This is a genomic window from Duganella sp. 1411, from assembly GCF_017833525.1.
Taxonomy (GTDB): Bacteria; Pseudomonadota; Gammaproteobacteria; order Burkholderiales; family Burkholderiaceae_D; genus Rugamonas.
This window is the reverse complement of sequence record NZ_JAFICD010000005.1, coordinates 267,496-293,098: the sequence shown is the minus strand read 5'-3', so window position 1 is coordinate 293,098 and position 25,603 is coordinate 267,496. Positions and strand designations below refer to the sequence as shown.

The following is a 25,603-nucleotide window of genomic DNA, read 5'->3' as shown; positions in this document are numbered from 1 at the left end:
ACAAGACTTACGGCTTTTCGTGGAAGCGTTCCAGCCCGTACTGCAAGGTACCGGTGCTGGCGCCGCCGTCGTGGTACAGGATCAGCAGGTCCATGTTCTCGCGGTCGCGGAACAGATAGGCCTTCAGGCGGGCGATCTGGCCGGCGCTCAGTTGCGAGATATTGTTGGTGGCCACCTGCTCGACCTCGTCGTAATAGCGGGCGTACCAGCCGGAGATCTTCGAGCCGAACGAGTCGGTCAGCATGACCAGGCGGCGCTTGGGCGCCTTCGGATTGTGGAAGCGCGAGATGTCGTACAGCGTCTCGGCGTATTCCTCGAATTCCGGGAAGCAGCGCCCGCCGTAGCACGAGGCCACGCCGGCGGCGGCGAAGTCGGCCTCCTCCATCGTGGCCATGATGCCGATGCCCTCGAACAGGTTGGCGACGTCGGACGCGCCCTCGCGCCGGGCGATCGGGAACGCCGGCGCGGGCGTGCCCAGCGGGTGGCCCCACATCGGCAAGGTCAGTTGCGCCACCTCGTCCAGGCCGGGACCGTTCCAGTGGAACCAGTTCTTCGGGAACAGGGTCGCGCGCTGCTTGATCTCGCGCATCTGCGCCAGCGGATAGAGCGTGGCGCGCCGCACCTCGGGGTCGAGCCGGTCGCCGGCCAGCAGTTCGGTGAACGGCGTCGCGCTCGACGCGCAGCCGGCCTCGAGCCAGCGCGGCAGGTCCTCGTACATCACCACCGGCGCCGACGGCACGATCAGCATGCGCGGGTCCAGGCCCATGGCGTGGAAGTCGCGGAACAGGCGGTTGATGTACTCCGGCGTGCCCGGCTTGAACTGGCCGCCGCGGCACACCGACGTGACGGCCGAAAACGGCGGCGAGCTGGCGTTGTGCGAGGTCAGGAAGAAGCGGCCGTGGCGCCCGCGCGTGACCTGCACCGACGGGAATTCGTCGAACACGCTGTAGCGCAGCCGGTTGTGGGCCAGCAGCAGCGCGTCGCGGAAGCCGAAGTGGTCGTTGATCCAGGCGTCGGTCTTGGCCGGCAGCGCCAGCGCGCCGGCCCAGTCGGTCGGCACCGCCGGCAGCGCCGCCATGGTGCGGTTTTCGCCGCCGTGCTGGCCCGAGCGCCAGGCGCCCACCAGCGCGGGCAGGGACAACAGCGCGACCAGCGCGATCTTGGCGGCGTGGCGCCGCAGCGGGCCTTGGGAGGGGGACGTGGTCATCAGAAACGGAAATAAATGAACGGGTTGTAGGTGCCGGCGGCCATGTTGAGCACGCACAGCATGAAGGCGGCCGCCAGCGCCAGCGTTTGCAGCGGCAGGCGCAGGCGCCCGAGCGCGGCGGCGGCGCGCGCCGGCGCGCCGGGCGCCAGGCGCACGGTGGCGATCAGCGCGCCGAGCACCAGCGCGGTGGCCGCGGAGGCGCTGAAATCGCTCTGCCAGGCGTGCGGCGCGGCCGCCGCCGGGTGCAGGCCGGCCATGGCGCGCAGGTAGGACAGCGCGTACGGCACGTTGTCGGCGCGGAAGAACACCCAGCCGAGCATGACCATCAACAAGGTGTAGGCGTGCGCCAGCGGCGCCGGCGCGCGCGCCAGCGCCGCGCCCAGGCCGAGCCGCTCGAGCACCAGCAGCGCGCCGTGCCACAGGCCCCAGATGACGAAGGTCCAGGCGGCGCCGTGCCACAGGCCGCACAGCAGGAACACCAGGCCGAGGTTGACGTAGGTGCGCAGCGGGCCGTGGCGGTTGCCGCCCAGCGGAATGTACAGGTAGTCGCGGAACCACGACGACAGGCTGATGTGCCAGCGGCGCCAGAACTCGGTCATCGACAGCGACGCGTACGGCCGCTGGAAGTTGGGCGGGTAGCTAAAGCCGAGCATGTGGCCGATGCCGATCGCCATGTTCGAGTAGCCGCCGAAGTCGAACAGGATCTGCACCGTGTAGCAGGCGATGCCGATCCAGGCGCCGGTCGCGCCCAGCTGCGCCGGGTCCTGGGCGAACAGGCGGTCGGCCGTCACCGCCACGGTGTTGGCGATAAGCATCTTCTGCGCGAGGCCGACGACGAACTGGCGGAAGCCGGCCCAGACGCGGGCGTTGGGCAGGTCGCGGTGCTCGATCTCGTGGGCGATCTGGCGGTAGCGCACGATGGGGCCGGCGATCAGTTGCGGGAACATCGATTTGTACATGGCGAAGCGCCAGAAGCTGCTTTGCACCTCGATGTCGCGCCGGTGCAGGTCGATCAGGTAGGAGATGCCCTGGAACGTGAAGAACGAGATCCCCAGCGGCAGCACGACGGCCGGCACCGGCACGGTGTGGCCGAACGGGCCGATGGCCTCGTTGAGCACGGTGGCGAAAAAGCCGATGTACTTGTAATACATCAGAAACAGCAGGTTGGCCGCCACGCCCAGCGCCAGCAGCAGCCGGCGGCGGCGGCCGGCGGCGGCGGCGATGGCCGCGCCGAAGCCGTAGTTGAGCAGCGCCGACAGCAGCAGCAGCGGCACGAAGCGCGGCTCGCCCCACGCGTAGAACAACAGGCTGCCGACCAGCAGCACGCCGTTCTTCCACGGCAGCACGTAATACAGGAGCAGGAACAGCGGGAAAAAATAAAATAGGAACGTGGCGGAACTGAAAACCATGAAGACCCTCAAGGGGACCGGCGGCGCGCCGCGGCGGTCGGTCAATAGTGTTTTTGTAATGGGCGCCCATGATAAACCAAATCGGCCGCGGCCAAGGCGCCCGGGGGAAAAATTTGCGGCGCCGGCCGGGAACCGGGGGTGGCTGCCGTATAATCACGTCCGGATTGCTTGCCTTAAATGTAACGAGATGTTACGCGCAACGGCGCGCGTCGGGCCGGCCCCGGCGTCCGCCCCTTTCACTATCGGATTTTATGCTGCACACACACGACTTTCCCGTCGCCGTGGTCATCCCCTGCTATAAGGTGACCCGCCACATCCTCGGCGTGCTGGCCGCCATCGGCCCCGAGGTCGACCGCATCTACGTGGTCGACGACCGCTGCCCCGACCACTCGGGCGACCATGTCGAGGCCCACAACCGCGACCCGCGCGTGGTGGTGCTGCGCCACGCCGAGAACCAGGGCGTCGGCGGCGCCGTCATGACCGGCTACCAGGCCGCCGTCGCCGCCGGCGCCACCGTCATCGTCAAGGTCGACGGCGACGGCCAGATGGACCCGGCGCTGATTCCGGCCTTCGTCGCGCCCATCCTGGCCGGCGAGGCCGACTACACCAAGGGCAACCGCTTCTTCGACCTCGAGCAAATCCACAGCATGCCGCCGCTGCGCCTGTTCGGCAACGCCATGCTGTCGCTGCTGACCAAGCTGTCGTCGGGCTACTGGGACTTGTTCGATCCGACCAACGGCTACACGGCGATCCACCGCGACGCCGCGCGCCACCTGCCGTTCAACAAGATCAGCCGGCGCTATTTCTTCGAGACGGACATGCTGTTCCGCCTCAACACGCTCAACGCCGTGGTCCAGGACGTGCCGATGGACGCCGTCTACGGCGACGAGGTCAGCAACCTGAAGATCTCCAAGATCGTCACCGAGTTCCTGGCCAAGCACGTGCGCAACTTCGGCAAGCGGGTGTTCTACAACTACTACCTGCGCAACATGTCGCTGGCCTCGATCGAGCTGCCGCTGGGCGCCCTGCTGCTCGGCTTTGGCGCCGGCTTCGGCATCTGGCACTGGGTGGCGTCGGCGCGCACCGGCGTGGCGACCACGGCCGGCACGGTGATGCTGTCGGCCATGCCGGTGCTGATGGGCATGCAGTTGCTGCTGGCCTTCCTGGCCTACGACATCGCCTCGGTGCCGCGGCGCCCGCTGCACAAGCGCGCGCCGCGGCTGGCCCGCGATGTTTAGGCGCACCTTCCTGACGCGCCAGTTCCTGTTGTATGTCGGCGGCGGCGTACTGTCGGCGCTGGTCGACGTCGGCCTGATGCGGCTGCTGCTGGGCGCCGGCGCCGGCCTGTGGACGGCCACCAGCTGCGGCTTCGTGGCCGGGCTCATGGTCAACTACGCATACCACGCGCGGCTGACCTTCGGCCACGGCGGCAGCGGCGGCGCGCTGGCGCGCTATCTGTGCGTGGTCGCCGGCAACTACCTGCTGACCCTGGCCTGCGTCGGCGCCGCCCAGGCGCTGGCCAGCCTGCCGCTGGCGGGCAAGCTGCTGGCGCTGCCGCTGGTGGCCGCGGTCGGCTACGTGGCCGGCAAGCACTGGATCTTCAAACCCCAATAAAGCACAAGCATGAACCTATTCCACCGCTACGCCCGCCGCTGGTCGACGCCGGCCCTGTTCACCGCCGCCCTGATGCTGGCGTTCGCCTACATCGCGCTGCGCAACGTCGGCCTGTATCCCAGCGTGTTCGGCGACGAATGGACCTACAGCAGCGCCGCGCGCCTGACGCCGTGGGCCGACGCCCAGATCCCCAACTACCTGTACTACACGGTGTTCGGCGCCACCAGCGTCTGCGGCGACGGCTTCCTCGAATGCGCGCGCCTGCTCAACGCCGGCTTCATGGTGGCGGCCGCGCCGTTGATCTACCTGGTCGCGCGCCAGTACATGACGGCGCCGGTGGCGGCCGCGGTGGCGCTGCTGGCCGTGCTCTCGCCGGGCAACACCTACACCGGCTACTTCATGCCCGAAGCGATGTACTACTGCGGTTTCTGGCTGTTCAGCTGGAGTGTGCTGCGCCGCCGCGGCCACGCCGACGCGCGCGCGGTGGCGCTCAGCTCGGTGCTGCTGGGCCTGCTCGCGATGGTCAAGGTGCACGCCTTGTTCCTGCTGCCGCCGTACCTGCTGTACCTGGTCTACCGCGCCTACGCCCAGCGCGCCGCCACCGGCGGCGCCTGGCTCGGCCCGGCGGCGCGGCTGCTGGCGCTGGCGCTGGCGTGCGCCGCCGCCGCGCGCTACGGGGTCGGCTACCTGTACGCCGGCGGCAAGGGCCTGCATCTGCTGGGCACGATGTACGCCGACCAGGCGCAGACCCGTCCGGCGCTGGCGGTGCTGCTCGACCTGGCGCAGAAAAACCTGCGGGGCCACCTGATGGCGCTGACGCTGCTGTTCGGCCTGCCGCTGGCGGCCGCCGCGCTGCAGGGCGCCAGCGCGCGCGCGCGCGCCCAGCTGGCGCCCGGCGCCACCGCGCTGCTGGTGTATTCGGCGCTGACGATCCCGGCGCTGGTGGCGGTGACGGCGCTGTTTACGGCCGTGGTGGCCGGCAGCGGCGCCGAGAGCGGCGCGCGGCTGCACATGCGCTACTACGATTTCGCGCTGCCGCTGCTGCTGATGCTGGCCGGCGCCCAGCTCTCGCGCAGCGGCGAGGCGCCGCGCGCGCGCCGGCTGCTGGCGGCCGCGCCGCTGGTGCTGCTGCTGGCGCTCGCCAGCCAGTACCTGCTGCCGGCCTACACCCCGAACCACATCGACAGCCCGGCGCTGTTCGGCGTGGTCCACTACCTGCCGCTGCGCCAGGCGCCGGCGATCCTGGGCCTGCTGTGCGTGCTGGTCTGGATCTTCCACGCGCGCCTGGGCACGCGCCTGTTCCTGTTCGGCTTCATGCCGGCCGCGCTGCTGGTCGGCGGCGTGCTCGTCAACCTGTACGCGCGCACGGCGCAGCGCCCGGACGACTACGTCAAGGCCGGCCTGTACGCCCACCAATACCTGGAGCCCAAGGAGGCGTCGCGCCTGACCATCGTCGGCGCCGACATCGCCAACCTGTTCAAGACCCGCTTCTTCCTCGACAACACCGACGTCCGCCTGCTGCGTCTGCCGCAGGGGGCGGCGATCACGACGGCGTCGCTGGACTACCCCAACGGCTGGCTGCTGACGATCGGCGATTACCAGTTGCCGACCGGGGCCACCCGCCACAGCGGCAACCGCGGCTACACGCTGCTGCGCGTGGTGCCGCCGGAGCAGGCCAACATCTACAGCTTCGCCGAGGCCGAGCGCGACGACATGCGCAGCACCGGGCTGTCGGTCGTCGAGCACTGGGGCCGCTGGTCGGAGGGGCCGGAGGCGGTGTTCGAGTTCGCCCGCCCGCTGCCGCGCCGGCTGCTGCTGCGGCTCGACGCGGCGGCCTACGGGCCCAACGCGGAACAGGATTTCCAAGTCACCATCGACGGCAAGACGCTGCCGTTGCGCGTGCGCGCCGAGCACGGCGTGGTGGAACTGCGCATGGACACCAGCGGCGCGGCGCGCCGCATCCACATCGCCGTCCCGCGCCCGACCTCGCCGCAGGAGCTGGGCTTCGGCGCCGACCGGCGCAAGCTCGGCATCGGCCTGTACCGCATGGAAGTGATCGACGCGGCCGCGCGGCGGCCCTAGGCGCCGCCGCTAAGGAGTTGCCGGCGCGGCTGGCGCGGCGGCCGCCGCGGCGCGGTCGCCGTCACGCAGGACCGCGCACCATTGGTAGGGCAGGTAATTGACGCCGATATAGGCGCGGTAGACGGCGCAGCCGGCGGCGTCGTCCCAGCGCAAGCCGTAACGGGCCAGGATCACGGCGGCGTCGGCGCGCGCGGCGGCGTCGGCCTGGTCGGCGGCGCGCTGGCGCGCCGGGTCCGCCACCTCGGACGGATCGGGCTGTTGCGACATCATCAGCACGTAGAACGGACCGCCGCGTTCGGCCATCATGGCCGCCAAGCGCTCGTTGTAGCGGGGCGATTGCGGGAAGCCGCCGCTGATCGAGACGAACGCCAGCGACGACGGGAACCCGGCCGTGTACCAGCCGATCGGCACCTGGGTGGTCAGCGCGACGCTGCGCTCGGGATGGGGCAGCGGCGGCACCTGCACGCGGAACGCCTCGGCGGCCCAGCTGGTCCGGCCCCAATGCGGCGTCGGCAGCGCCAGCGCGACGGCCAGCACGATCAATGGCACGGCCAGCAGACGGGCGCGCACCGGCGCCAGCAGGCGGTGCAGCAGCAGCCACAGCACCAGCGGCGCCAGCAATTCGAGCGGCACCAGATAGCGGTAAATGCTGAACAGTGCTTGCCAGCCCAGATACGACAACACAAAAAACGCCAGCACCAGGCGCACCGGCGGCGCCAGCGCGGCCACCGCCGGCGGGCGCCTGGCCAGGGTCAGCACGACGTGCACGGCCAGCGCCAGCAAGGCCACGTACAGCACCGGCCACAACAGCAGACGCATCTTGATTTCCGTGACGCGGTGCGGGTCGAGCGTGAAGATGAACGGCCACAACACGTGCTCGGCCAGGCCTTTGGGCAGCCAGCGCGTGTCGCCGATGCCGATCGGCGCCGCCAGCGGGCCCTGGAACAGGTCGTTAAACTGCGGGAACAAGGGGTTGCCGAACAGCTCCCACATGCGCCAGAACCAGTGGCCGGCCGTCGCCGCGATGGCCGCGACGACGCCGACGCCGAACGCGAACGCGCGCCCGATGCCGCGCGACAAACCGCCCGGCAGCGCGAACAGCGCCAGGCAGGCGGCCAGCGCGTAGGGCGCGTTGGTCAGTTTGAGCCCGGTGGCGGCGCCCATCAGCAGTCCGGCCAGCGCCGCCAGCACCAGGCCGCGGCGGCCGCCGGCGGCCAGCGCCTGCCAGTGGCGCACCAGCAGCAGCAAGCTGCCCAGCACGCCGAGCGCGGTGATGTTGTCGCCCATCGTGTTGCCCAGCTGACTGAAGAAGGCGCACCCCATGCAACCGGCCAGCGCCAGCAGCATCGGCGCGCGGTTGGCCGACATCGACGGCGCATGGGCCGCCAGCGCGCGCCCGATCGCCAGCACCAGCAGTATATTGAGGCCCTGCAGCGCGCCCATGACGAAGCCGGCCGGCCGCGCCGGCATCAGTTTGATCAGCCCGTAATACAACAGATCGAGGACGGGATTGAAATAGCTTTGAAACTGGGCCGGCGCCAGGTCCAGGCCGACCTTGCCGTTGAGCAGCGCGTAAGGGTTGTAGAGGTGGTAGTTGCGCAAGTCCCAGTTGTCATCCTGGCCCAGCGACACCGACATCAGGCCGAACGCCAGCGGCAGCAACCAGGCCAGGCGTTGAACCACCCCGCCGTCGAGCCAATCCCAGCCGCGCGCCAGCATGGCGCGGGCGACACCGACCTCCTGCGGGCGGGTCATCGACGCGCCCCGGTCGGCGGTGTGGCGGCGGTGCCGCGCGAAAGTGGGAAGAATAATGGTAGCGGCGGTGCGCCGGACGGCGTGGCAAAAGAAGGGGTCACTGGCATTGAGCTCAACTATAGAAACGGCAATTTTACATGCTGCGCGCCGTACTGCGCGGTGGCAAAAAAATATGTCTTGCCAATGATACCTATATTGCCATAAATTTAAGCCCTTCGCGCGAGCGCAAGCAAGGAACCATGATGAGATGTGTAGTGTGCGGCACCCCGACCGTGGCCGGACTGTCGGCCTGGCACTCGATCTGTCCGGCCTGCGGCTACGAGGGCGCGGCCCTGCAACCGACCATCAACGAGGCCGACGCGCACACGCGCCTCAACGAGGCCGACCGCGAGGCCGGCCTCAAGGCGATACGGCAGGAAAACTTCCGCACCATCGTCGGCCACGCGGCGCGGCTGGCGCCGGCCGCCACCACCCTGCTCGACGTCGGCAGCGCGCACGGCTGGTTCCTGGAGGCGGCCGCGGCGCGCTTCCAGGCGCTCGGCCTCGAGCCCGACACGGCCGTGGCGGCCGGCGCCGCGGCCCGCGGGCTGCCGGTGCGCAACGGCTACTTCCCCGGCGCGCTGCGCGACGGCGAGCGCTTCGACGTGATCGTGTTCAACGACGTCATAGAGCATATCCCGGACATCCGCGCGGCGCTGGCCGCGTGCCGCGAGCGGCTCAACCCGGACGGCGTGCTGATCCTGAACCTGCCCAGCAGCGCCGGCCTGTTCTACCGGCTCGCCAAGCTGTTCGCGCGCGCCGGCTGGCGCGCGCCGTTCGAGCGGCTGTGGCAAAAAGGCTTGCCGTCGCCGCACGTGCACTATTTCCGGCCCAGCAATCTGACGACCCTGGCCGAGAGCGAGGGCTTCGCGCTGGCACTGAGCGCGGAGCTGCCGGCCGTGCGCGCCGACGGCTTGATGGCCCGGTTGCGCTGCGCCGGCACAACGAGCGCGCCGGCGCTGTACGCCAACTACGCGGCCGTCATGCTGGCGCTGCCGGTGCTGCGCGCCTTCCCCAGCGATATCGTGGTGTGCGCCTACCGCAAGCGGCCGGCCTGAAGCGCGCCCGGGCGCGCCGCCGCGACGGGGGGGCGCGCGCGGGCCCGGCCGCGGGTAGAATTGCGCCTTCGCCCGCGCTTTGCCGAAAGTAACAATCTCAATGAATCGAACCAACAACCTCGAGTGGGTGCAACTGTTGCGCGGCGTCGCCGCGCTGCTGGTGGTGCTGGCCCACGGCCGCTACGCCCTGCTCGGCTCGCCGGCCTACCCGCTCGCCGACCAGCTGCTGGGGCAAGGCGGCATGGGGGTCGACCTGTTTTTCATCATCAGCGGTTTCATCATGTGTTATTCGACCGCCGGCGACGGCGGCGGTCCGGCCGCGACGGCCCGCTTCCTGATCAAGCGCGTGACGCGGGTGTGGCCGGTGTACGCCGTGGCCACGCTGCTGTCGGTGTTCGTGCTGTACGGCGGCGCCGGCCACTTCCACTCGGCGGCCAACCGCTGGACATTCTGGCATACGCTGGCCATGCTGCCGGCCGATCCGCGGGCGGCGCCGTATTTCTCGCTCACCTTGCCGGTCGCCTGGACGCTGGAATTCGAGATGTATTTCTACCTGCTGTTCGCCGCCAGCCTGCTGTTCCGGCGCTGGCGCTGGGTGGCGCTGGCGACCTGGGTGCTGGTGACGGTGGTCGCGCTGCCGCAGCTGCGCGGCGCGGCCGGCCTCGACGTCGGCCGCGATCTGGGCTACCGGCTCGGCTACATGACCATCGTCAGCAGCCCCTACGTGCTTGAGTTCGCGGCCGGGGCGGCGATCGGCTGGCTATACCTGCAGGACTGGGCGCGGCTGCGCAACGGCGCGCTGGCCCGCCATGTGCTGGGATTGGGCACGGCGTTCGCGGTCTGGGCCATCTACGGCGGCGTGGTCCTCAAGTCCGGACCGGCCGGCTATGGCTGGCCGCTGGCGTTGATGCTGCTGTGCATGGCGCTGGCCAGCAAGACGGTGCCGATCCGCGTGCCGGCGTTGTGGATGTGGCTGGGATCGATCTCGTACTCGCTGTATCTGACCCATTTACTGTCGCAAAGCCTGTTCGGCGACACGCTGGTGAAACTGGGCATCGCGCAGCTGTCGCAGAGCTGGCCGTCGCTGTTCATGTCGACCGCGCTGGCGCTGTCGGTGGCGGCGCTGTCGCACCGCTACCTGGAACTGGGACTGGCCACGTGGTGCCGCGAGCGGCTGCTCAAGCTGGTGCCGGAGCGCGCTGCGCGCCCGGTGGAGGATAAGGATAAGGTGACGCTGAAGGCGGTCGCCGACCGTTGAATCGGCCGTCCCCCGGGGCGCCGCCGGCGCCCGGGGAACCGCTCACTTCGGCGCGCCGCCCAGCAGGAAGGCCAGCTTCGGCTTCGGCTTGGCGCTGGCGCCGCCCAGGGTGGCGCTTGGCGCCGGCGCGGCCGACTTGGCCGGCTCGTACGGCTTGAGGAACCATGGATCGACCTTGTCGCGGCGCCCGCCCGCGCTGTAAGGCGACGCGCCGGCGCCGCGCGGGGCGCGCTCGCCACGGTCGGACCGCTCGCTGCGCTCCGACCGTTCGGCCGGACGGCCGGCCGGCGCGCGGCCGCCCTCGTCGCGGCGCGGACGGCGCTCGGCGCCGTCGCCATACGCCGGCGCCGGGTTGAAGCCGGTCAGCTCGCCGCGGCGGATGGTTTGCTTGATCAGTTTTTCGATGTCGGCCAGCAGGCGCTCGTCCTTGTCCGAATAGATCGACAGCGCGTCGCCGGAGGCGCCGGCGCGGCCGGTGCGGCCGATGCGGTGCACATAATCCTCGGCGTTGTACGGCAGGTCGTAGTTGATCACGCACGGCAGGTCGGTGATGTCGAGGCCGCGCGCGGCGACGTCGGTGGCGACCAGGATGTCGATCTCGCCCTTCTTGAACGATTCGAGCGCGGCCATGCGTTCCTGCTGCGTCTTGTCGCCGTGGATGGCGACCGCGCTCATGCCCTCCTGCTCCAGCCCCTTGGCCAGGCGCGAGGCGCCGATCTTGGTGTTGGAGAAGATGATCACCTGCTTGAGCGCGCGCTGGCGCAGCAGGTGCGCCGTCAGCGCGTGCTTCTGGTTCTCGGCCACCTTGTAGACCACCTGGGTGACCTTGTCGGCGGTCTGGTTGCTGCGCGCGACCTCGATCGTGACCGGGTCGGTCAGGAAGGTGTTGGCCAGCTTTTTGATCTCCGGCGAGAACGTGGCCGAGAACATCAGGTTCTGGCGCTGCTTGGGCAGCAGGTTGATGATGCGCTGCAGGTCCGGCAGGAAGCCCATGTCGAGCATGCGGTCGGCCTCGTCCATGACGAGCATCTGCACCTGGCCCAGGCTGATGTTTTTCTGTTCGATGTGGTCCAGCAGCCGGCCCGGCGTGGCGATGACGATCTCGACGCCGGCCTTGAGGATGACGGTCTGGCCCTTCATGTCCATGCCGCCGAACACGACGGTCGAGCGCAGCGGCGTGTGCTGGGCGTAGGCCTTGACGTTTTCGGCCACCTGCACCGCCAGTTCGCGGGTCGGCGTCAGGATCAGCGCGCGCACCGGGTGGCGCGCCGGCGAGGTGCTGGTGCTGGCGTGGGCCAGCAGCATCTGGATGATCGGCAGCGCGAAGCCGGCGGTCTTGCCGGTGCCGGTCTGGGCCGCGCCCATGACGTCGCGCCCCTTGAGCAGCACGGGGATCGCCTCGGCCTGGATCGGGGTCGGGTGCACATAGCCCTGGTCGTTGAGCGCGCGCAGGATGTGCGGCGACAGGCCGAAATCGGCGAAACGCACTTGCTGCACTTGCGGCGGCGGCGCGGCCGGCGCTGCCTGCGGCGCGGCCTGCTGCATTTCCTGCGGCGCTGCCTGCTGCGTTTCCTGCGGCGCTGCCTGCTGCGCTGCCTGCTGCGTTTCCTGCGGCGCGACCGCGGCCGGCTGGCCGGCGGGTTCGGACGCGGCGGCGGCCGGTTCGGTGACGGACGGGGTGGTGATCTCGGTTTCGGACATAGTGTGGGCGGCGGTCCTGCGGCGGACAACCAAGCTTTCTTCAATTAACGACAAATTCTGCGCTGCCCGCCCGGATGGCGCGCCGCATGGCGCAAGCGGAGCCGCAAGCGGGACCGGCAGTGCGAAAAGGATGATGCGGTGGCAGCGCCGGGGCGGCAAATACAACGAGCGGGACACAATGGGCGCCGTAAACTATACCCTAATTACGGCAAATACGCTAAAAGGCTCAGCTTTTATAGTGAAACCATTGCATCATTGGCATGTATAATAGGGTTTCTATGCAGAATCCATCTTAATCGAGCCTGACATCGCTCGCTGACGCGCACCCGTTACGCCATCGGATACTCCACCATGTTCGTGCTACCACCGGTTATACGCCGCGGCCATCGCCTATTGCTGTCCCTGTTTCCCGCCGCGCTGCCGGCGATGTTGCCGGCGCTGCTGCTGGCGCTGCTGCTGGCCGGGCTGGCCGCCGCCCACGCCGGCGCGGCGCCGGCGCCGTCGCTGCGCTTCAAGAAGCTCGGCCCGCTGGGCGGCGACGAACCGTCGATGCTGTCGATGATGCAGGACAGGAAGGGCTATATCTGGGTCGGCACCCACACCAACGGCCTGTACCGCTACAACGGCTACCACGCCGTCAAGTACACCAACCTCCCCAACGACCCGACCAGCCTGCCGCACGACCGCGTCTCGGCCATCTACGAGGACAAGCAGGGCCGCATCTTCGCCGGCACCCAGGCCGGGCTGGCGCGCTTCAACCCGGAAAGCAACGATTTCACCGTGGTGGCGCCGCCCAAGGCGCCCAAGAACCACCGCATCGTCAAGAACATCATTTCCGACGGCAAGGACGGCATGTGGATCGGCAGCTGGGGCGGCCTGCAGCACTACAACCCCAACACCGGCAAGTTCACCGTCTACGCGCACGACGACAACGATCCCGACAGCCTGGCCAGCAACGACCTCAACGCGCTGGCGCTGGACGCGGCCGGCGGCGTGTGGATCGGCACCTGGCCCGGCGGCCTGGACTACCTGGCGCCCGGCGCCAAGGTGTTCCGCCACCACCAGGTCGACCCGGCGCCGGTGCCGGACGCGCGCGTCAACATCGTGCGCGCGCTGCAGTTCGACCGCGACGGCGCGCTGTGGATCGGCACCGAGTCGGGCGTGATCCGCTGGGACGGCAAGAGCGACTGGAGCACGCGCCGGGCGATCCCGTCGCCGTACAGCCGCATCACCAATTTCGACGTCGACCACAAGGGCGTGCTGTGGTGCACCACCTTGTCGGCCGGGCTGCTGCGCTGGAACGCCGCCAACGGCGAGTTCGACCAGTTCGTGCACGCCGCCGACGATCCGTACAGCCTGCCGGGCGACAACCTGCGCGCGGTGATGCAGGACCGCGGCGGCATGTTGTGGATCGCCTCGTTCACCGACGGCATCGCCCTGGCCAACCTGTCGAGCGAGGGCTTCACCCGCCACGTGCCGTTCCGCATCGACCGGCGCTCGGCGCCGGCCAGCAACGCGCTGCTGAGCCTGGCGCGGGCGCCGGACGGCCGCCTGTGGATGGGCGGCAACGTCGGCATGAGCCTGTACGATCCGGCCACCAGCACCGTCGTCAAGAGCTACCACGCCGACGACAAGACCCCGGGCCGGCTGTCGCACTCGATCGTCTACAGCATGTTCCAGGACACGCGCGCCGACCAGAACGGCAAGAAGCCGCTGTGGCTGGGCACCTCGAACGGCCTGAACCGGCTCGACACGCCCGACAGCCCGTTCCAGGCCATCCACTTCGGCAACACCGCCAGCGACTACATCAACGCCATCGCGCCGGCCAGCGGCGGCGCGCTGTGGCTGGCCACCGGCAACAGCCTGATCCGCTACGACCCGCGCACCGACGCCCGCGTCTTCTATTACAACGATCCGCAGAACATCAGCAGCCGCAGCGTCAACGGCACCTCGGCGGTGCTGGAGGACCGCAGCGGGCGGGTGTGGGCCGGCTCCGAGTGGAACGGCGGCGGGCTCGACCTGCTGGACCAGGCCAGCGGCAAGTTCACCCACTTCCGCCACGCCAACGGCGACCCGGCCAGCCTGTCCGACGACAACATCGTCAGCCTGCACGAGGACGCCAAGGGCCGGATCTGGGTCGGCACCAGCAAGGGCTTGAACCTGCTGCGCACGGGCGCCGACGGCAAGATCGGCTTCCAGTCGTACGCGGCGGCGATGCGCGCGCACAAGATCCTGGCCATCGAGCACGACCTCGACGGCAAGATCTGGTGCAGCACCATCGGCGGCCTGTACCGCCTCGACCCGGACACCGGCAAGGTCGACCACTTCACCGCGTCGGACGGCCTGACCGAGGGCTTCACGGTCAACTCGTCGGCCACCTCGGCCGACGGCGTGCTGTACTTCGGCGGCGTGCACGGCATGACGGCCGTGGCGCCGGCGGCCGTGCGCACCAGCTCGGTGCCGCCGCAGGTGGCGATCACCGACATCACCGTCTTCAACCACTCGCTGCAGAACGGCAAGCCGCGCGAGAACGTCAAGGCCGAGGGGCCGGTGACGTCGCCCACGGCGCTGACCCTGTCGGCCGGGGCCTCGGTGTTCTCGATCGAGTTCTCGGCGCTGCACTACACCGAGCCGTCCGAGAACCGCTACGCCTACCAGTTGCAAGGCTTCGACCGCGACTGGGTGGAAACGGACGCCTCGCACCGCAGCGCCAGCTACACCAACCTCAACCCGGGCCACTACCTGTTCCGCGTCAAGGCCGCCAACCACCTGGGCGTGTGGAACGAGGAGCCGGCCACGCTGAAGATCACCATCACGCCGCCGTTCTGGCAGCGCTGGTGGTTCCGGCTGGGCATGGCGCTGCTGATCGTCGGCTCGCTGCTGCTGGCGTACAAGGTGCGCATCCACCGGCTGACCCGGCACCAGCTCGAGCTGGAGGCGCTGGTGGCCGCGCGCACGGGCGAGCTGGAGCAATCGAACCGCAAGCTCGCCGCGCTCAGCACCACCGACGGCCTGACCGGCGTGAGCAACCGCCGCGGCTTCGACCTGGCGCTGGAAGCCGAGTGGCGGCGCGCCGCCCGCACCGGCCAGACCTTGGCGCTGTCGATGCTCGACGTCGACTACTTCAAGAAGTACAACGACCACTACGGCCACCAGGCCGGCGACGCCGCGCTGCGCAGCGTGGCCGAGCTGATCACCTCGCACGGACGGCGCACCACCGACATCGTGGCGCGCTACGGCGGCGAGGAGTTCGCGCTGCTGGCGGCGGCCACCGACGCCACCGACGCTTTTGGCGCGGCCGAGGAGATCTGCGCGCAGCTGGTGCGGGCGCGGATGCCGCACGAGCAGTCGCCGTTCGGCATCATGACCATCAGCATCGGCGTGGCCGTGATCGTGCCGACCGAGGACATGTCGCCGGAGGTGCTGGTGGAGATGGCCGACCGGGCGCTGTACCGCGCCAAGGAAAAGGGCCGCAACATGGCGTTGCTGGCGATGCCGCCTGCGTGACCCACGAAAACCACGAAAACACGTAGGGCGGATTAGCGCAGCGTAATCCGCCATGCATGCGTGTCGACGGCTCATGCAATGGCGGATTACGGCGTGCCGCCTAATCCGCCCTACGTGGCAGCGAGCTGTTTCACCGCACGGGCCGGCGCCCCGCTCAGCTTGAAGACGCCGACCACCTCGCTCAGGCGCGCCGCCTGCTCCTGCATGGCCTCGGCCGCGGCGGCGGCCTGCTCCACCAGCGCCGCGTTCTGCTGCGTCACCTGGTCCATCTGCGCGATCGCCGTGTTGACCTGCTCGATGCCTTCGCTCTGCTCGGCGCTGGCCGAGGTGATCTCGCTCATGATGTCGGTCACGCGGGTGATGCTCGAGACGATCTCGTTCATCGTCGCGCCGGCCTCGTTGACCAGGTGCGAACCGGCCTCGACTTTTTCGACCGAATCGTTGATCAGCGACTTGATGTCCTTGGCCGCCGCCGCCGAGCGCTGCGCCAGGTTGCGCACCTCGCTGGCGACCACCGCGAAGCCGCGGCCCTGCTCGCCGGCGCGCGCGGCCTCGACCGCCGCGTTCAAGGCCAGGATATTGGTCTGGAAGGCGATGCCGTCGATCACCGAAATAATGTCGACGATCTTGCGCGACGATTCGTTGATGGACGACATGGTGCCGACCACCTGCCCCACCACGTCGCCGCCCTTGATGGCGATGCCCGAGGCCGACTGCGCCAGCTGGTTGGCCTGGCGCGCGTTGTCGGCGTTCTGCTTGACGGTGCTGGTGAGTTCTTCCATCGACGAGGCGGTCTCCTCCAGGCTCGAGGCCTGCTGCTCGGTGCGCGACGACAGGTCCTGGTTGCCGGCCGCGATCTCGGCCGACGCCGTGGCGATGGTGTCGGTGCCGCCGCGCACCTGGCTGACCAGGTGCTGCAGATGGCCGGTCATGTCGCGCAGCGCGCCCATCAGCTGGCCCGTTTCGCAGGCGCTGTCGACCTCGATCACGCGGGTCAGGTCGCCGCCGGCCACGGCCGTGGCCACCGACACCGCCTGCCGCAGCGGCGCCGAGACCACGCGCGCGACCCACAGCGCCAGCCCGATGCCGAGCACGATGTTCGTGACCAGCAGCAGGATCGATGTCAGGCGCGCGTTTTCATAGGTGGTGGTGGCGGCCGCGCTGGCGGCGTCGCCGCCGTCGATATTCATCTTGACCAGCTTGTTGGCCAGCGCGTTCAGCTGCCCCAGGTTGGTGGCCGACGAGCCCTTCAGCAACTCCCGCGCCTCGGCTTTCTGCCCGGCCGCCGACAGGCGGATGATGTTGGCGTGATCGGCCATGAAGGCCTCCCACGCGCGGTCGAACTCGGCCGCGATGGCCTTTTCCTCGGGACTACTGATCAGCTTGTCATAAGTGGCGCGATGGGCCTTCATCGCCGCCAGCGCGGTCGCCATGCGGGCGTCGTAGGTGGCGTAGCCGGTGGCCTCGTCGCTGAGCACGTGCGACAGCTCCCAGCGCCGCATGTCGCCCAGATCGGCCCGCAGCTCGAGCACCGCGCGCACGCTGGGCATCCAGTTCTGCGCCAGGTCGTCCGAAGCCTCGTTGACGCGCTGCGTCGACCACATCGCGGCCACCCCCAGCAACAGGGTCAGCAGCAGCACGACCGAGAAGGAGGCTATCAGTTTGGTAGCGATTTTCAGATCATAAAACCATTTCACGGCGGACTCCTGAGGGACGAAAGCCGCTCAGTATGCGACGACGCAAGCCGCGTTGCCAGCGCCACACCGTAGCTGTATCCCATAAGCAACAAAGGCGTTCCATCCTCTAAACTTTGCGCGAAACGCAAAATTTATCGAGTGGAACGCCCAGCTCCGCCGCCGGCGGAGGCCTTGCGATCGCGGTTACAGCTTGCCGTTCAGCGTGACGAACACTTGCCGCGGCGCGCCGGTCAGCAGGGTCTGCGCGGTGCCGTTCGGATCGCGGGCCTGGAAGCCGTTGGTGCCGATCGTGCTGATGTATTCCTTGTCGAACAGGTTGGTCACGTTGACCTGCAGCGACAGGTCCTTGAGCAGGCCCAGCGACTTCATCTTGTAGCCGGCCGACAGGTTCGCCAGCCAGAACGACGGCACGCCGTTGTCGTTGGTGTAGGTGTAGTAGCGCTTGCCGGTCAGCTTGCCGCCGACGCGCGCGAACCAGCTGCCGGTCTCGTACGAGGCCTCGGTGCTGAACAGGTTGCGCGGCGCGTTGACCACGGTCTTGCCGTTGACGGGCACCAGCACGTTGTTGTCCAGGTAATCCGACTTGTACTTGGAATCGTTGAAGGTGTACGAGTTGAACCAGCTGATTTCGCGGTTCAGCTTCCACACGGCGATCGCCTCCACGCCCTTGGTGTCGACCTTGCCGACGTTGACGAAGGTCGACGGGCAACCGACGATGCCGGCGCAGGTGGCCACGCTCAGTTGGCGGTCGTCGAAGCGGGCGCTGTAGACGGCCAGCGAACCCTGGATCGCGGCGCGCTTGAAGCGGTAGCCGAGGTCGACGTTGGCGGAGGTTTCCGGCTTCAGGTTGGCGCTGCCGGCGTTGTACGCGGCCTGGGTCTGCGAGAACGGGCCGCTGACGCCCGGTTGGAACGCGCGCATGTTCTTCGATGCCGAGGCGAACACCTCGTCGTCGGCGCTGAGCGCGTAGTTGACGCCGGCCTGCGGCAGGAAATTCTTCTCGGCCGACAGCTTGCCGGCGGCGCGGGTGCCGACGATGTTGCGGGCGGCGATGTCGACGCTCATGCTCTTGAAGCCGGCGTTGATCTTGAGCTTGCCGTCCATCAGGCTCAGGCTGTCCTGCAGGTGGTACTGGGCGGTGGTGGTGATGAAGTTCTGCGCCCAGTCGGTGCGGAACGGATTGCTCAGGTAGACCATCGTGTCGGCCGGGCCGGTGACGGCGTAGTAGTTGCGGCTGCCCGTGTGGTCGGAGCGCTCGCCCCAGGCGCCGGCGGTGATCGTGTGGCTGCCCAGGTCCCAGGTCAGCTCGGCCGTCGCGCCGTGGCGCTTGATCTGGTACTCGGTGGTGCGCAGCGAGATCGGGTTGGCGGCGTCCGTGGCGACGTACGGCGTGTACCAGTGGCCCTGGCCTTCGTTCTCGTGGTTGTAGAGCGTGGTCTTGAGTTCCAGGGTCGGCGAGAAGTTCAGGTCCAGGGTCAGGCCGCCGAGGGTGTCCTTGCGCAGGCCGCCGGCCGAGTAGTAGGCGTCGTCGAGGCTGTTGACGGCGCCGCTGTACTGGCCTTTGGCGGCGTTGACCGCGCGCTGCCAGTCGGGCTGGTAGTTGTCCCACGAGTAGCCGAGACGGTTGATCATTTCCTTCGACATATCCTGGTAGTCGACTTCCTTGCGGTCCGAGTGATTCAGGAAGCCGGTCAGGCTGTTGTCGCCGAAGTTGAACACGAAGCGCGAATTGATCTGGTCCTGGTCCTGGGCGCCCTCGCCCTTGGTCTTGTCGGTGCGCTGGCGGGTGCCGCTGATGAAGGCCTTGACGGCGCCGTTGATCAGGCCGGTGTCGACGCGGACGAAGGTGCGCGAGGTCGAATCGCTGCCCAGGGTTTGCGAGGCGGTCACGCCGAACTCGTCGGTCGGCGCCAGCGTGAAGAACTGCACGGTGCCGCCGAGGTTGCTGGTGGAGGCGGTGCCCAGCGCGCCGGCGCCCTGCGACACCTGGACGCTGCCGATGTTTTCCGACGAGACCGCGCGGCTGATGTGCAGGCCGTTGTTGTTACCGTAGCTCATGTCGCCCAGCGGCACGCCGTCCAGGGTGAAGCCCAGCTGGTTCTGGTTGAAGCCGCGGATGCTGAACGAGGTCGACCATTCATAGGCGCCGAACGGATCGGCCGACTGGAAATTCACGCCCGGCAGTTTGTCCAACACCTTCAGCGGGCTGGTCCCCGGCAACGCCTCGGCCAGATCGGCCTTGTTGATGTTCTGCACCTGGCGCGACTGGCCGCGGCCGGTGATTTCCACCGACTGCATCGGACCGGCCAGCGCGCCGGCCGTGGCGGCGCTATCGGCGGCGTCGGCGGCGTCGGCCGCGTACGCATGGAAGGCCAGTGCTTGCAGCACCACCAGGCACAAAGGTTTCAGAGGGAAGCGCGGTTGCATGAGTTTTTTTCTTTCTTGCGGTTAGTGGGATGATCAACTCGCAAGATTGTAGGAACTGCATATGACATCGCGATGACGACGTTATGACATCTGGGTGACATGTATCACGACGCCGACAGTTGCCCTTCGCCGGCGAAACGTGACAGCGCGTCCGCCGCGATCGGCCGCGAGAAGTAATAGCCCTGCAGATAATGGCAGCCCATCTTTTCCAGGATCGCCGCCTGGCCCGCCGTCTCGACGCCCTCGGCCACCAGTTGCAGCCCCAGGCTGTGTCCCATGGCGATGATGGCGTTCACCAGACTGTTGCTGCGCTCGCTGTGCTCGATGTCCATGACGAAGGCGCGGTCGATCTTGAGCGTGTTCAACTGGAACCGGGTCAGGTAGCTGAGCGAGGAGTAACCGGTGCCGAAGTCGTCGAGCGACAGGCCCACGCCCAAGGCGCGCAGGCGCTGCAGCACCGCGTGCACGTGGCCGCCGTCGTCGATCAGCACCCGCTCGGTCAATTCCAGCTCCAGCCGATGGCCGCCCAGGCCGTTGTCGGCGAGCGCCCGCTCGACCAGCGCCACAAAGGCCGGGTCCGCCAACTGCCAGGCCGAGACGTTGATGCTGACCGTCAGGCCGTCGAGCGGCCCGTGGCGCCACGACGCCATCTGGCGGCAGGCCTCGTTCAGCACCCAGGTGCCGATGGGAACGATCATGCCGCTGTCCTCGGCGACCGGGATGAAGCGGTCCGGACGCATCGGCCCCAGCCCGGGGCTGTCCCAGCGCAGCAACGCCTCCACCTTGGCCAGCTTGCCGCCGCGGGCGTCGACGATGGCCTGGTACAGCAGGCTGAACTCGCCGGCCTCGATGGCGCCGCGCAGGGCGGTGTCGATCACCAGCGCGTCCTTGGCGGCGGCGTTCATGGCGTCATTGAAAAAGCGCAGTTCGCCCCGTCCGGCCTTCTTGGCCTCGTACATGGCGATGTCGGCGTTGCGTATCAGCATATCGCTATCGCTGCCGTGCAGCGGATAGCACGCCATGCCGACGCTGGCGGACACGCCGATCGCGTGGTGCGACAGGTCGAAGCGGCCGGCCATCGCGCCGATGACGCGCTCGGCGCAAAGGCGCGCCATGCGCTCGGCCGTGCCCGGCTCGAGGTCGGCAACGACGATGATGAACTCGTCGCCGCCGAAACGGGCCAGCGCGTCGTTCGGGCGCAGCACGGCGTGCAGGCGGCGCGCGGTCTGGCGCAGCAACTCGTCGCCGATGGCGTGCCCGAACGAATCGTTGATGCGCTTGAATTTGTCCAGGTCGAGGAACAGCACCGCGCATTCGCGGCCGACCGCCGCCGCGCGCGCCACTTCCTGGGTCAGCAAGGCCGACAGCGCGTGGCGGTTGAAAAAGCCGGTCACCGGGTCGATGCGGGCGGCCTGGTACAACAGGTCGTCCTTCTTCTTGCGCTCGCTGATGTCGAGCAGTTGGACCAGGCAGTACAGGCGTCCGCGCTCGATGTACGGCGAGCCCATCATCTCCACCGGCAGCCGCGTGCCATTGTGTAATGCAAACATTGCCGTTTCGGTCATCGGGTAGTGGACGCCCGGCGCCTCGAAGCGGCGGAAATACTCGTCGGCCATCGCCGGGGTCAGGTGGGGCAGCAGCTCGCACACGTGCTTGCCGACCAGGTCGGCGGCGCTGTCGAAGCCCAGCAGGCGGGCGCAGCGCTCGTTGGCCACGTGGACATAGCCGAGCCGGTCCCGTATCAAAAAGCCATGACTGAGGCTGTCGATGGTGCGCACGTAGCGTTGCTGGATCTCGTCCTGCACCGAATAAATCAGTCCCAGCATCGACAGCGTTTTGAGTATCGAGGTGCCGGCGAACCACAGCAGATACAGTTCCGGTCCGAGGGTCAGCGAACTGAGGACGTTGAATGCGCCGCGCGCCACCAGCGTATATCCCAGCCAGCGATAGCGCTTTTGCGCGCGCACCAGCCGCGCGCCCATCCATAGCATGACCAGCCCGAGTATGGCGGCGCTGCCGGGCGCCACCAGATCATAATAGGCGTTCCACAGGATATAAAATAAGGCGGTTAAGCCGGCAGCCGCGAATAATATAGAACGCGTCTGGCGGCGTCGTAAATCTCCGAGAAAATATTGCGTTCCGCCCCAATAACCGATCATTCCAACGGTGAGCATCAACGCGCATATAAACAACCGCAACTGAAGCGGTATAGCCTGAGCACCGATAAACCAGACCATCACGCCGGTCATGACGGCCAATTGGCCCACGCCCCAGAACAAGGCGTGTTTCTCTTTACGCTGCGTCAGCCACAGAAATATCAGCAAGGTACTCAGAATGGCATCCGACGCGAACGCCGCCGCCATGGTCGAATAACTCACGTAATTGCCGGGTTCGATGCTCATTTATGCCCACTCAAACGGCGCGCCATATCCACGCTACTTTCAGCATTGTATGCCAAGTGGGTCCCAGATTAGTTCTCAAAAGAAATATATTTTCAACCACATTTAGCTGAAGGGGCAAACGGCAATCTTTTTTGGCGTTTTTACGCCACTTTCATGCCAGGAATTGGCATATACCCGCCATTTTTCAGCTTGGCCCGCCGGGGACGCCCGCCTGTTTGGCCGTGGCGGGAACGCGACACGGCGATAGCGGCATGGACGCCTGTTTAAAGAAACAAGGTCACCGCCAACGCCCACATCACCACCGCGATCACCCCATCCAATATTTGCCAGGCGCGCGGGTTGGCGAATATCGGTATCAGAAACCGCGCGCCTAACCCCAGGCTGGAAAACCAGATGATCGACGCCGCCATCGCACCCAGCGCGAAATAAATCCGTCCGTCGCCAATTTGCTGTCCGCCTATCGAACCCAATAAAACCACGGTATCGAGATAAACATGCGGATTCAACAAACTGAAAGCCAGCATCGCCGCGACCACCGCATAACGGCTCGCGGCCGGTTTATCGCCACCGGTCGCCATCACGCCGGGATTCAAAGCGGAACGCGCCGCCCGCAAACCGTACCAGAATAAAAAACCGGCTCCCGCGAGTTTTATCCAAAACAGTAGCGCCGGCGCTCCGCTGATTAATCCGCCCATTCCGGCGACGCCCGCGCCGATCAGCGCGATATCGCAGACGATGCAAATGGCGATACAAGTGAGCACATATTCGCGCTTTAACGCCTGCCGCAATAAATAAGCGTTCTGCGATCCGATGGCGACGATCAATCCTCCGCCCAAGCCCATGCCCTTCAAAAATGCGGTCGCTTCCATGCGTCCTCCCGTGTGCAAAAGACGCCAGCTTAGGGCAGGCCGAAAGATAAGTATAATTAATATTACTGACCAAATATTAGGAAAGCTAATGAGCCGAGTCGACTACCGGGGACTGGCGGCGCTGGACGCCGTGATCGAATATGGCAGCTTTGACAAGGCCGCCGCCGCGCTGGCGATCACCCAGTCGGCCGTGTCCCAGCGCATCCGCATGCTGGAAAACAGCGCCGGCGAACTGCTCATCGTACGCAGCCAGCCGCCGGCGGCGACCGAGGCCGGCCAGCGGCTGATCGCCCATTATCGCCAGGTTCAACTGCTGGAGGCTGCGCTGACGGCGTTTCCCCATGCCGGGCCGGGCGCGCCGGCGCGACCGGAAATCGCCATCGCCATCAACGCCGACAGCGCCGCCACCTGGCTGCAGGAGGCCGTCGCGCCCCTGTTGGCCAGCGGCGACTGCATGCTGCATATCCGCCTCGACGACCAGGACCACACAATGACGATGCTGCGTGAAGGCCGCGTGTTCGGCTGCGTTACCAGCGAAACGGCGCAAGTAGCGGGAACTTCGGCCACGCCGCTGGGGGCGATGCGGTACGCGTGCGTCGCCAGTCCGGCTTTCGCGGCGCGCCACTTCCCCGACGGTTTCACGGCGGCGGCCGTCCAGCACGCTCCCACGCTCAATTTCGACCGCAAGGACGCGCTGCAAACGCGCTTTATCGCGCAGCGCACCGGCCATACGGGCCGGGTTCCCCATCATTCATTGTCGAGCTCGGAGGGCTATGTGCGTTTTCTGGAGGCGGGATACGCGTACGGCATGCTGCCGCTGCTGCAATGCGCGGCGCTGTTGGAGGCGGGGAAATTGGTCGATCTGGCGCCGGGCCACGTGCTGGACGTGCCGTTGACGTGGCATATGTGGGATATCCAGACCCCGTTCACCCGTACGCTGTCGAACGGCATCATCACGACGGCGCGCAAGTGGCTGCTGCAATAGCGGGTCCCGCTGCAGGTCTAGGCCGCGCCGGCCCGCGCATCGATGGCGTCGAATTCCTGGCGCGCGCGCGCCTCCCACTCCGCCGGATCCGGCTGGTGCGGACGGGTGATGTCCGCCGGCGGCAGCGACTCCAGCGCGCCGGTGCGTTTGTACAGCATCACATTGGTCCAGGCGACCGTGCCCGCCGGGTAGTAATGCAGCAAGGTGAACGCGGGATGCTTGAGCGCATAGGTGGTGGTGATCACCAGCGCGCCCTCCTGCAGCTCGCGGGCCAGCTTGTCGGCCAGCGCGTCCATCTGCGGGCCGAAACAGGTGCTGTACAAGAACACCAGGCTGGCCCCGCGCACGTCCACCTTGAACATGTCGCTTTCGATGAAGGTCACCCGCGAACCCAGATCGAGCAGGTGACGGCCGGTGGTCGCCTCGCCGAAAGGCAAGGTCAGCGGAGAGTCGGGCCTGAGCGGCGCCGGCAGATGCGCCACGCCGCGCTCGGCCAGCACCAGCAGATTGTGCAGGCGCTGCAAGGCCATGCGGTGGCGGTAGCCCATGCATTCGACACCGATGCAGCGCTGGAACGGAAACGCCAGCGCGGCCGACATCACTACCTTGCCCAGCCCGCTGCCAAGATCGACCATGACGCCGCCGGGACGGATGGACGGGGCGATGGCGTCGAACAGATTGTCGAGCTCATACCGCGCGAATTCGCCGTAGATCAGGCCGCCGTCCTCGACCAGCCAGGCGCGCACTTCGGCGTCGGTGATCTGTTCCAGGTCGCGAAAGCCGGACGGCGCCGCTTGCTTGGGCAGCATGCCGTGCGGCTGTATGCTCGCCGGCAAAGTGCCGATGATCACGTCCAGATGCGGACGCAGCCGCCGCAGCAGATAGTCGCGGCGTGACTTGTCCTCGAGGCAGGCGCGCAGCGCGTAGCCGACTTCTATAAATCCAAGAAAGTGGGAATCGGGGACCAGGTCCAGCAACGGCCGCACATGCTTTTCGCCGCCCTGTATGCTTTGAAACAGCGCTTCAAAGACATCGGCGGGTTGGTTGAAGCTGGCGACCGGTGTGACCGGCCCGTCTTCAGTGCGAAAAACTGGCGGCATCGTGTGACTGTTCATCGGCAGGCTTCTCGTGGGGTATCTCATCCGTATTCTAGATCAGATCGATGCGATGTGTGGCCGATAACTCAACTGTCTTCGGGGTGCCTCCGCATGGGAGCGGCATCAGCCCCGCAGCGCGACCAGCAACTTCGCCACGTCCTCGTGCGCGGCCTGCCAGCCGGACGTGACCAGCGCCGGCGCGCACACCGGGCACGCCTCGAAGGGATTGCAGTCGTGCGGCAATTCCTGATACAGCTTGCCGATCACCGATTTGCCGACATACGAATCCACCGAGGCCGGCTTGGCCTTGGGCGCGGCGGCGGCCTTGGCCGGAACGAAATCGGTGCCGCCGGGCGGCAGCCAGCGTTCGAACGCCTCGGTCGGCTTACCGTCGGGCACGTACCACGATTTGCGTTCGCCGTTCCAGCGGGCGCCCAGCGCCTTGGCCTCGTCTTTTTCCGCAAACGGAACTTTAAGAAACATCATCGTCGATACT

Annotated in this window: 17 protein-coding genes; 7 read left to right on the top strand and 10 right to left on the bottom strand. The window is 67.5% G+C overall.

Annotation, left to right across the window (positions count from 1 at the left end; all coding sequences use genetic code 11):
- Positions 1-7: 7 nt before the first annotated feature.
- Together JOD97_RS24260 and JOD97_RS24255 are read right to left on the bottom strand one after the other, a co-directional pair.
- On the bottom strand, positions 8-1,207 hold the full coding sequence (locus tag JOD97_RS24260; RefSeq protein WP_209724322.1) for a hypothetical protein: 1,200 nt from the start codon (positions 1,205-1,207) through the stop codon (positions 8-10).
- Positions 1,207-2,616: an MBOAT family protein gene (locus JOD97_RS24255; protein WP_209724320.1), complete on the bottom strand. Its 1,410-nt coding sequence runs from the start codon at positions 2,614-2,616 to the stop codon at positions 1,207-1,209. Before JOD97_RS24255 ends, JOD97_RS24260 begins: the two co-directional genes overlap by 1 nt.
- A gap of 251 nt (positions 2,617-2,867) precedes the next feature.
- Here JOD97_RS24255 and JOD97_RS24250 point away from each other — a divergent pair, with 251 nt between their 5' ends.
- From JOD97_RS24250 to JOD97_RS24240, 3 genes are read left to right on the top strand one after another with little or no spacing between them, the layout of a single operon-like run.
- A complete protein-coding gene (locus JOD97_RS24250; RefSeq protein WP_209724317.1) occupies positions 2,868-3,854 on the top strand; it encodes a glycosyltransferase family 2 protein in 987 nt (328 codons plus the stop codon).
- Entirely contained in the window at positions 3,847-4,230 is a 384-nt protein-coding gene (locus tag JOD97_RS24245) for a GtrA family protein (RefSeq protein ID WP_209724315.1), read from the top strand. Before JOD97_RS24250 ends, JOD97_RS24245 begins: the two co-directional genes overlap by 8 nt.
- Before the next feature lie 9 nt (positions 4,231-4,239).
- On the top strand, positions 4,240-6,312 hold the full coding sequence (locus JOD97_RS24240; protein WP_209724314.1) for a glycosyltransferase family 39 protein: 2,073 nt from the start codon (positions 4,240-4,242) through the stop codon (positions 6,310-6,312).
- A 9-nt stretch (positions 6,313-6,321) separates the two neighbouring features.
- Here JOD97_RS24240 and JOD97_RS24235 read toward each other — a convergent pair whose 3' ends face one another.
- Positions 6,322-8,067 (bottom strand): glycosyltransferase 87 family protein, encoded by a 1,746-nt coding sequence (locus tag JOD97_RS24235; protein ID WP_209724311.1) that lies wholly within the window; start codon positions 8,065-8,067, stop codon positions 6,322-6,324.
- 239 nt (positions 8,068-8,306) lie between these two features.
- Here JOD97_RS24235 and JOD97_RS24230 point away from each other — a divergent pair, with 239 nt between their 5' ends.
- Positions 8,307-9,164, top strand: coding sequence for a bifunctional 2-polyprenyl-6-hydroxyphenol methylase/3-demethylubiquinol 3-O-methyltransferase UbiG (locus JOD97_RS24230; protein ID WP_229264677.1), 858 nt, complete (start codon positions 8,307-8,309; stop codon positions 9,162-9,164).
- A 100-nt stretch (positions 9,165-9,264) separates the two neighbouring features.
- On the top strand, positions 9,265-10,422 hold the full coding sequence (locus JOD97_RS24225; RefSeq protein ID WP_209724309.1) for an acyltransferase: 1,158 nt from the start codon (positions 9,265-9,267) through the stop codon (positions 10,420-10,422).
- Between the two features lie 42 nt (positions 10,423-10,464).
- Here JOD97_RS24225 and JOD97_RS24220 read toward each other — a convergent pair whose 3' ends face one another.
- A complete protein-coding gene (locus tag JOD97_RS24220; protein WP_209724307.1) occupies positions 10,465-12,123 on the bottom strand; it encodes a DEAD/DEAH box helicase in 1,659 nt (552 codons plus the stop codon).
- A gap of 393 nt (positions 12,124-12,516) precedes the next feature.
- Here JOD97_RS24220 and JOD97_RS24215 point away from each other — a divergent pair, with 393 nt between their 5' ends.
- A complete protein-coding gene (locus JOD97_RS24215) occupies positions 12,517-15,630 on the top strand; it encodes a diguanylate cyclase (protein ID WP_229264676.1) in 3,114 nt (1,037 codons plus the stop codon).
- A 110-nt stretch (positions 15,631-15,740) separates the two neighbouring features.
- On the opposite strand, the gene JOD97_RS24210 is transcribed toward JOD97_RS24215, so the two are convergent.
- The 4 genes from JOD97_RS24210 to JOD97_RS24195 form a co-directional block, all read right to left on the bottom strand.
- The gene (locus JOD97_RS24210) at positions 15,741-17,327 is read right to left on the bottom strand and encodes a methyl-accepting chemotaxis protein (protein WP_209724306.1); all 1,587 of its coding nucleotides are present in this window, start codon (positions 17,325-17,327) and stop codon (positions 15,741-15,743) included.
- 183 nt (positions 17,328-17,510) lie between these two features.
- Positions 17,511-19,754: a TonB-dependent receptor gene (locus tag JOD97_RS24205; RefSeq protein WP_209724304.1), complete on the bottom strand. Its 2,244-nt coding sequence runs from the start codon at positions 19,752-19,754 to the stop codon at positions 17,511-17,513.
- A 104-nt stretch (positions 19,755-19,858) separates the two neighbouring features.
- Positions 19,859-21,781, bottom strand: a complete 1,923-nt coding sequence (locus tag JOD97_RS24200; RefSeq protein WP_373999925.1) for a putative bifunctional diguanylate cyclase/phosphodiesterase — start codon at positions 21,779-21,781, stop codon at positions 19,859-19,861.
- Positions 21,782-22,419: 638 nt separating this feature from the next.
- Positions 22,420-23,025, bottom strand: a complete 606-nt coding sequence (locus tag JOD97_RS24195; RefSeq protein WP_209724302.1) for a LysE/ArgO family amino acid transporter — start codon at positions 23,023-23,025, stop codon at positions 22,420-22,422.
- Positions 23,026-23,113: 88 nt separating this feature from the next.
- On the opposite strand from JOD97_RS24195, the gene JOD97_RS24190 reads away from it, so the two are divergent.
- Complete coding sequence (locus JOD97_RS24190) at positions 23,114-24,010, top strand: LysR family transcriptional regulator ArgP (protein ID WP_209724300.1); 897 nt, start codon at positions 23,114-23,116, stop codon at positions 24,008-24,010.
- Positions 24,011-24,027: 17 nt separating this feature from the next.
- On the opposite strand, the gene JOD97_RS24185 is transcribed toward JOD97_RS24190, so the two are convergent.
- Positions 24,028-25,110 carry a histone methylation protein DOT1-like protein gene (locus JOD97_RS24185; RefSeq protein WP_209724298.1) on the bottom strand — a complete coding sequence of 361 codons (1,083 nt, stop codon included), beginning with the start codon at positions 25,108-25,110 and terminating at the stop codon, positions 24,028-24,030.
- A 120-nt stretch (positions 25,111-25,230) separates the two neighbouring features.
- Positions 25,231-25,593 carry a DUF5710 domain-containing protein gene (locus tag JOD97_RS24180; RefSeq protein ID WP_209724296.1) on the bottom strand — a complete coding sequence of 121 codons (363 nt, stop codon included), beginning with the start codon at positions 25,591-25,593 and terminating at the stop codon, positions 25,231-25,233.
- Positions 25,594-25,603 lie beyond the last annotated feature (10 nt).

Coding starts and splice junctions, on each gene's coding strand:
- JOD97_RS24230 (WP_229264677.1), top strand. CDS start 8,307: ATGATGAGATGTGTAGTGTGCGGCACCCCGACCGTGGCCGGACTGTCG.
- JOD97_RS24220 (WP_209724307.1), bottom strand. CDS start 12,123: ATGTCCGAAACCGAGATCACCACCCCGTCCGTCACCGAACCGGCCGCC.
- JOD97_RS24205 (WP_209724304.1), bottom strand. CDS start 19,754: ATGCAACCGCGCTTCCCTCTGAAACCTTTGTGCCTGGTGGTGCTGCAA.
- JOD97_RS24180 (WP_209724296.1), bottom strand. CDS start 25,593: ATGATGTTTCTTAAAGTTCCGTTTGCGGAAAAAGACGAGGCCAAGGCG.
- JOD97_RS24195 (WP_209724302.1), bottom strand. CDS start 23,025: ATGGAAGCGACCGCATTTTTGAAGGGCATGGGCTTGGGCGGAGGATTG.
- JOD97_RS24260 (WP_209724322.1), bottom strand. CDS start 1,207: ATGACCACGTCCCCCTCCCAAGGCCCGCTGCGGCGCCACGCCGCCAAG.
- JOD97_RS24185 (WP_209724298.1), bottom strand. CDS start 25,110: ATGCCGCCAGTTTTTCGCACTGAAGACGGGCCGGTCACACCGGTCGCC.
- JOD97_RS24190 (WP_209724300.1), top strand. CDS start 23,114: ATGAGCCGAGTCGACTACCGGGGACTGGCGGCGCTGGACGCCGTGATC.
- JOD97_RS24235 (WP_209724311.1), bottom strand. CDS start 8,067: ATGACCCGCCCGCAGGAGGTCGGTGTCGCCCGCGCCATGCTGGCGCGC.
- JOD97_RS24225 (WP_209724309.1), top strand. CDS start 9,265: ATGAATCGAACCAACAACCTCGAGTGGGTGCAACTGTTGCGCGGCGTC.
- JOD97_RS24245 (WP_209724315.1), top strand. CDS start 3,847: ATGTTTAGGCGCACCTTCCTGACGCGCCAGTTCCTGTTGTATGTCGGC.
- JOD97_RS24240 (WP_209724314.1), top strand. CDS start 4,240: ATGAACCTATTCCACCGCTACGCCCGCCGCTGGTCGACGCCGGCCCTG.
- JOD97_RS24250 (WP_209724317.1), top strand. CDS start 2,868: ATGCTGCACACACACGACTTTCCCGTCGCCGTGGTCATCCCCTGCTAT.
- JOD97_RS24255 (WP_209724320.1), bottom strand. CDS start 2,616: ATGGTTTTCAGTTCCGCCACGTTCCTATTTTATTTTTTCCCGCTGTTC.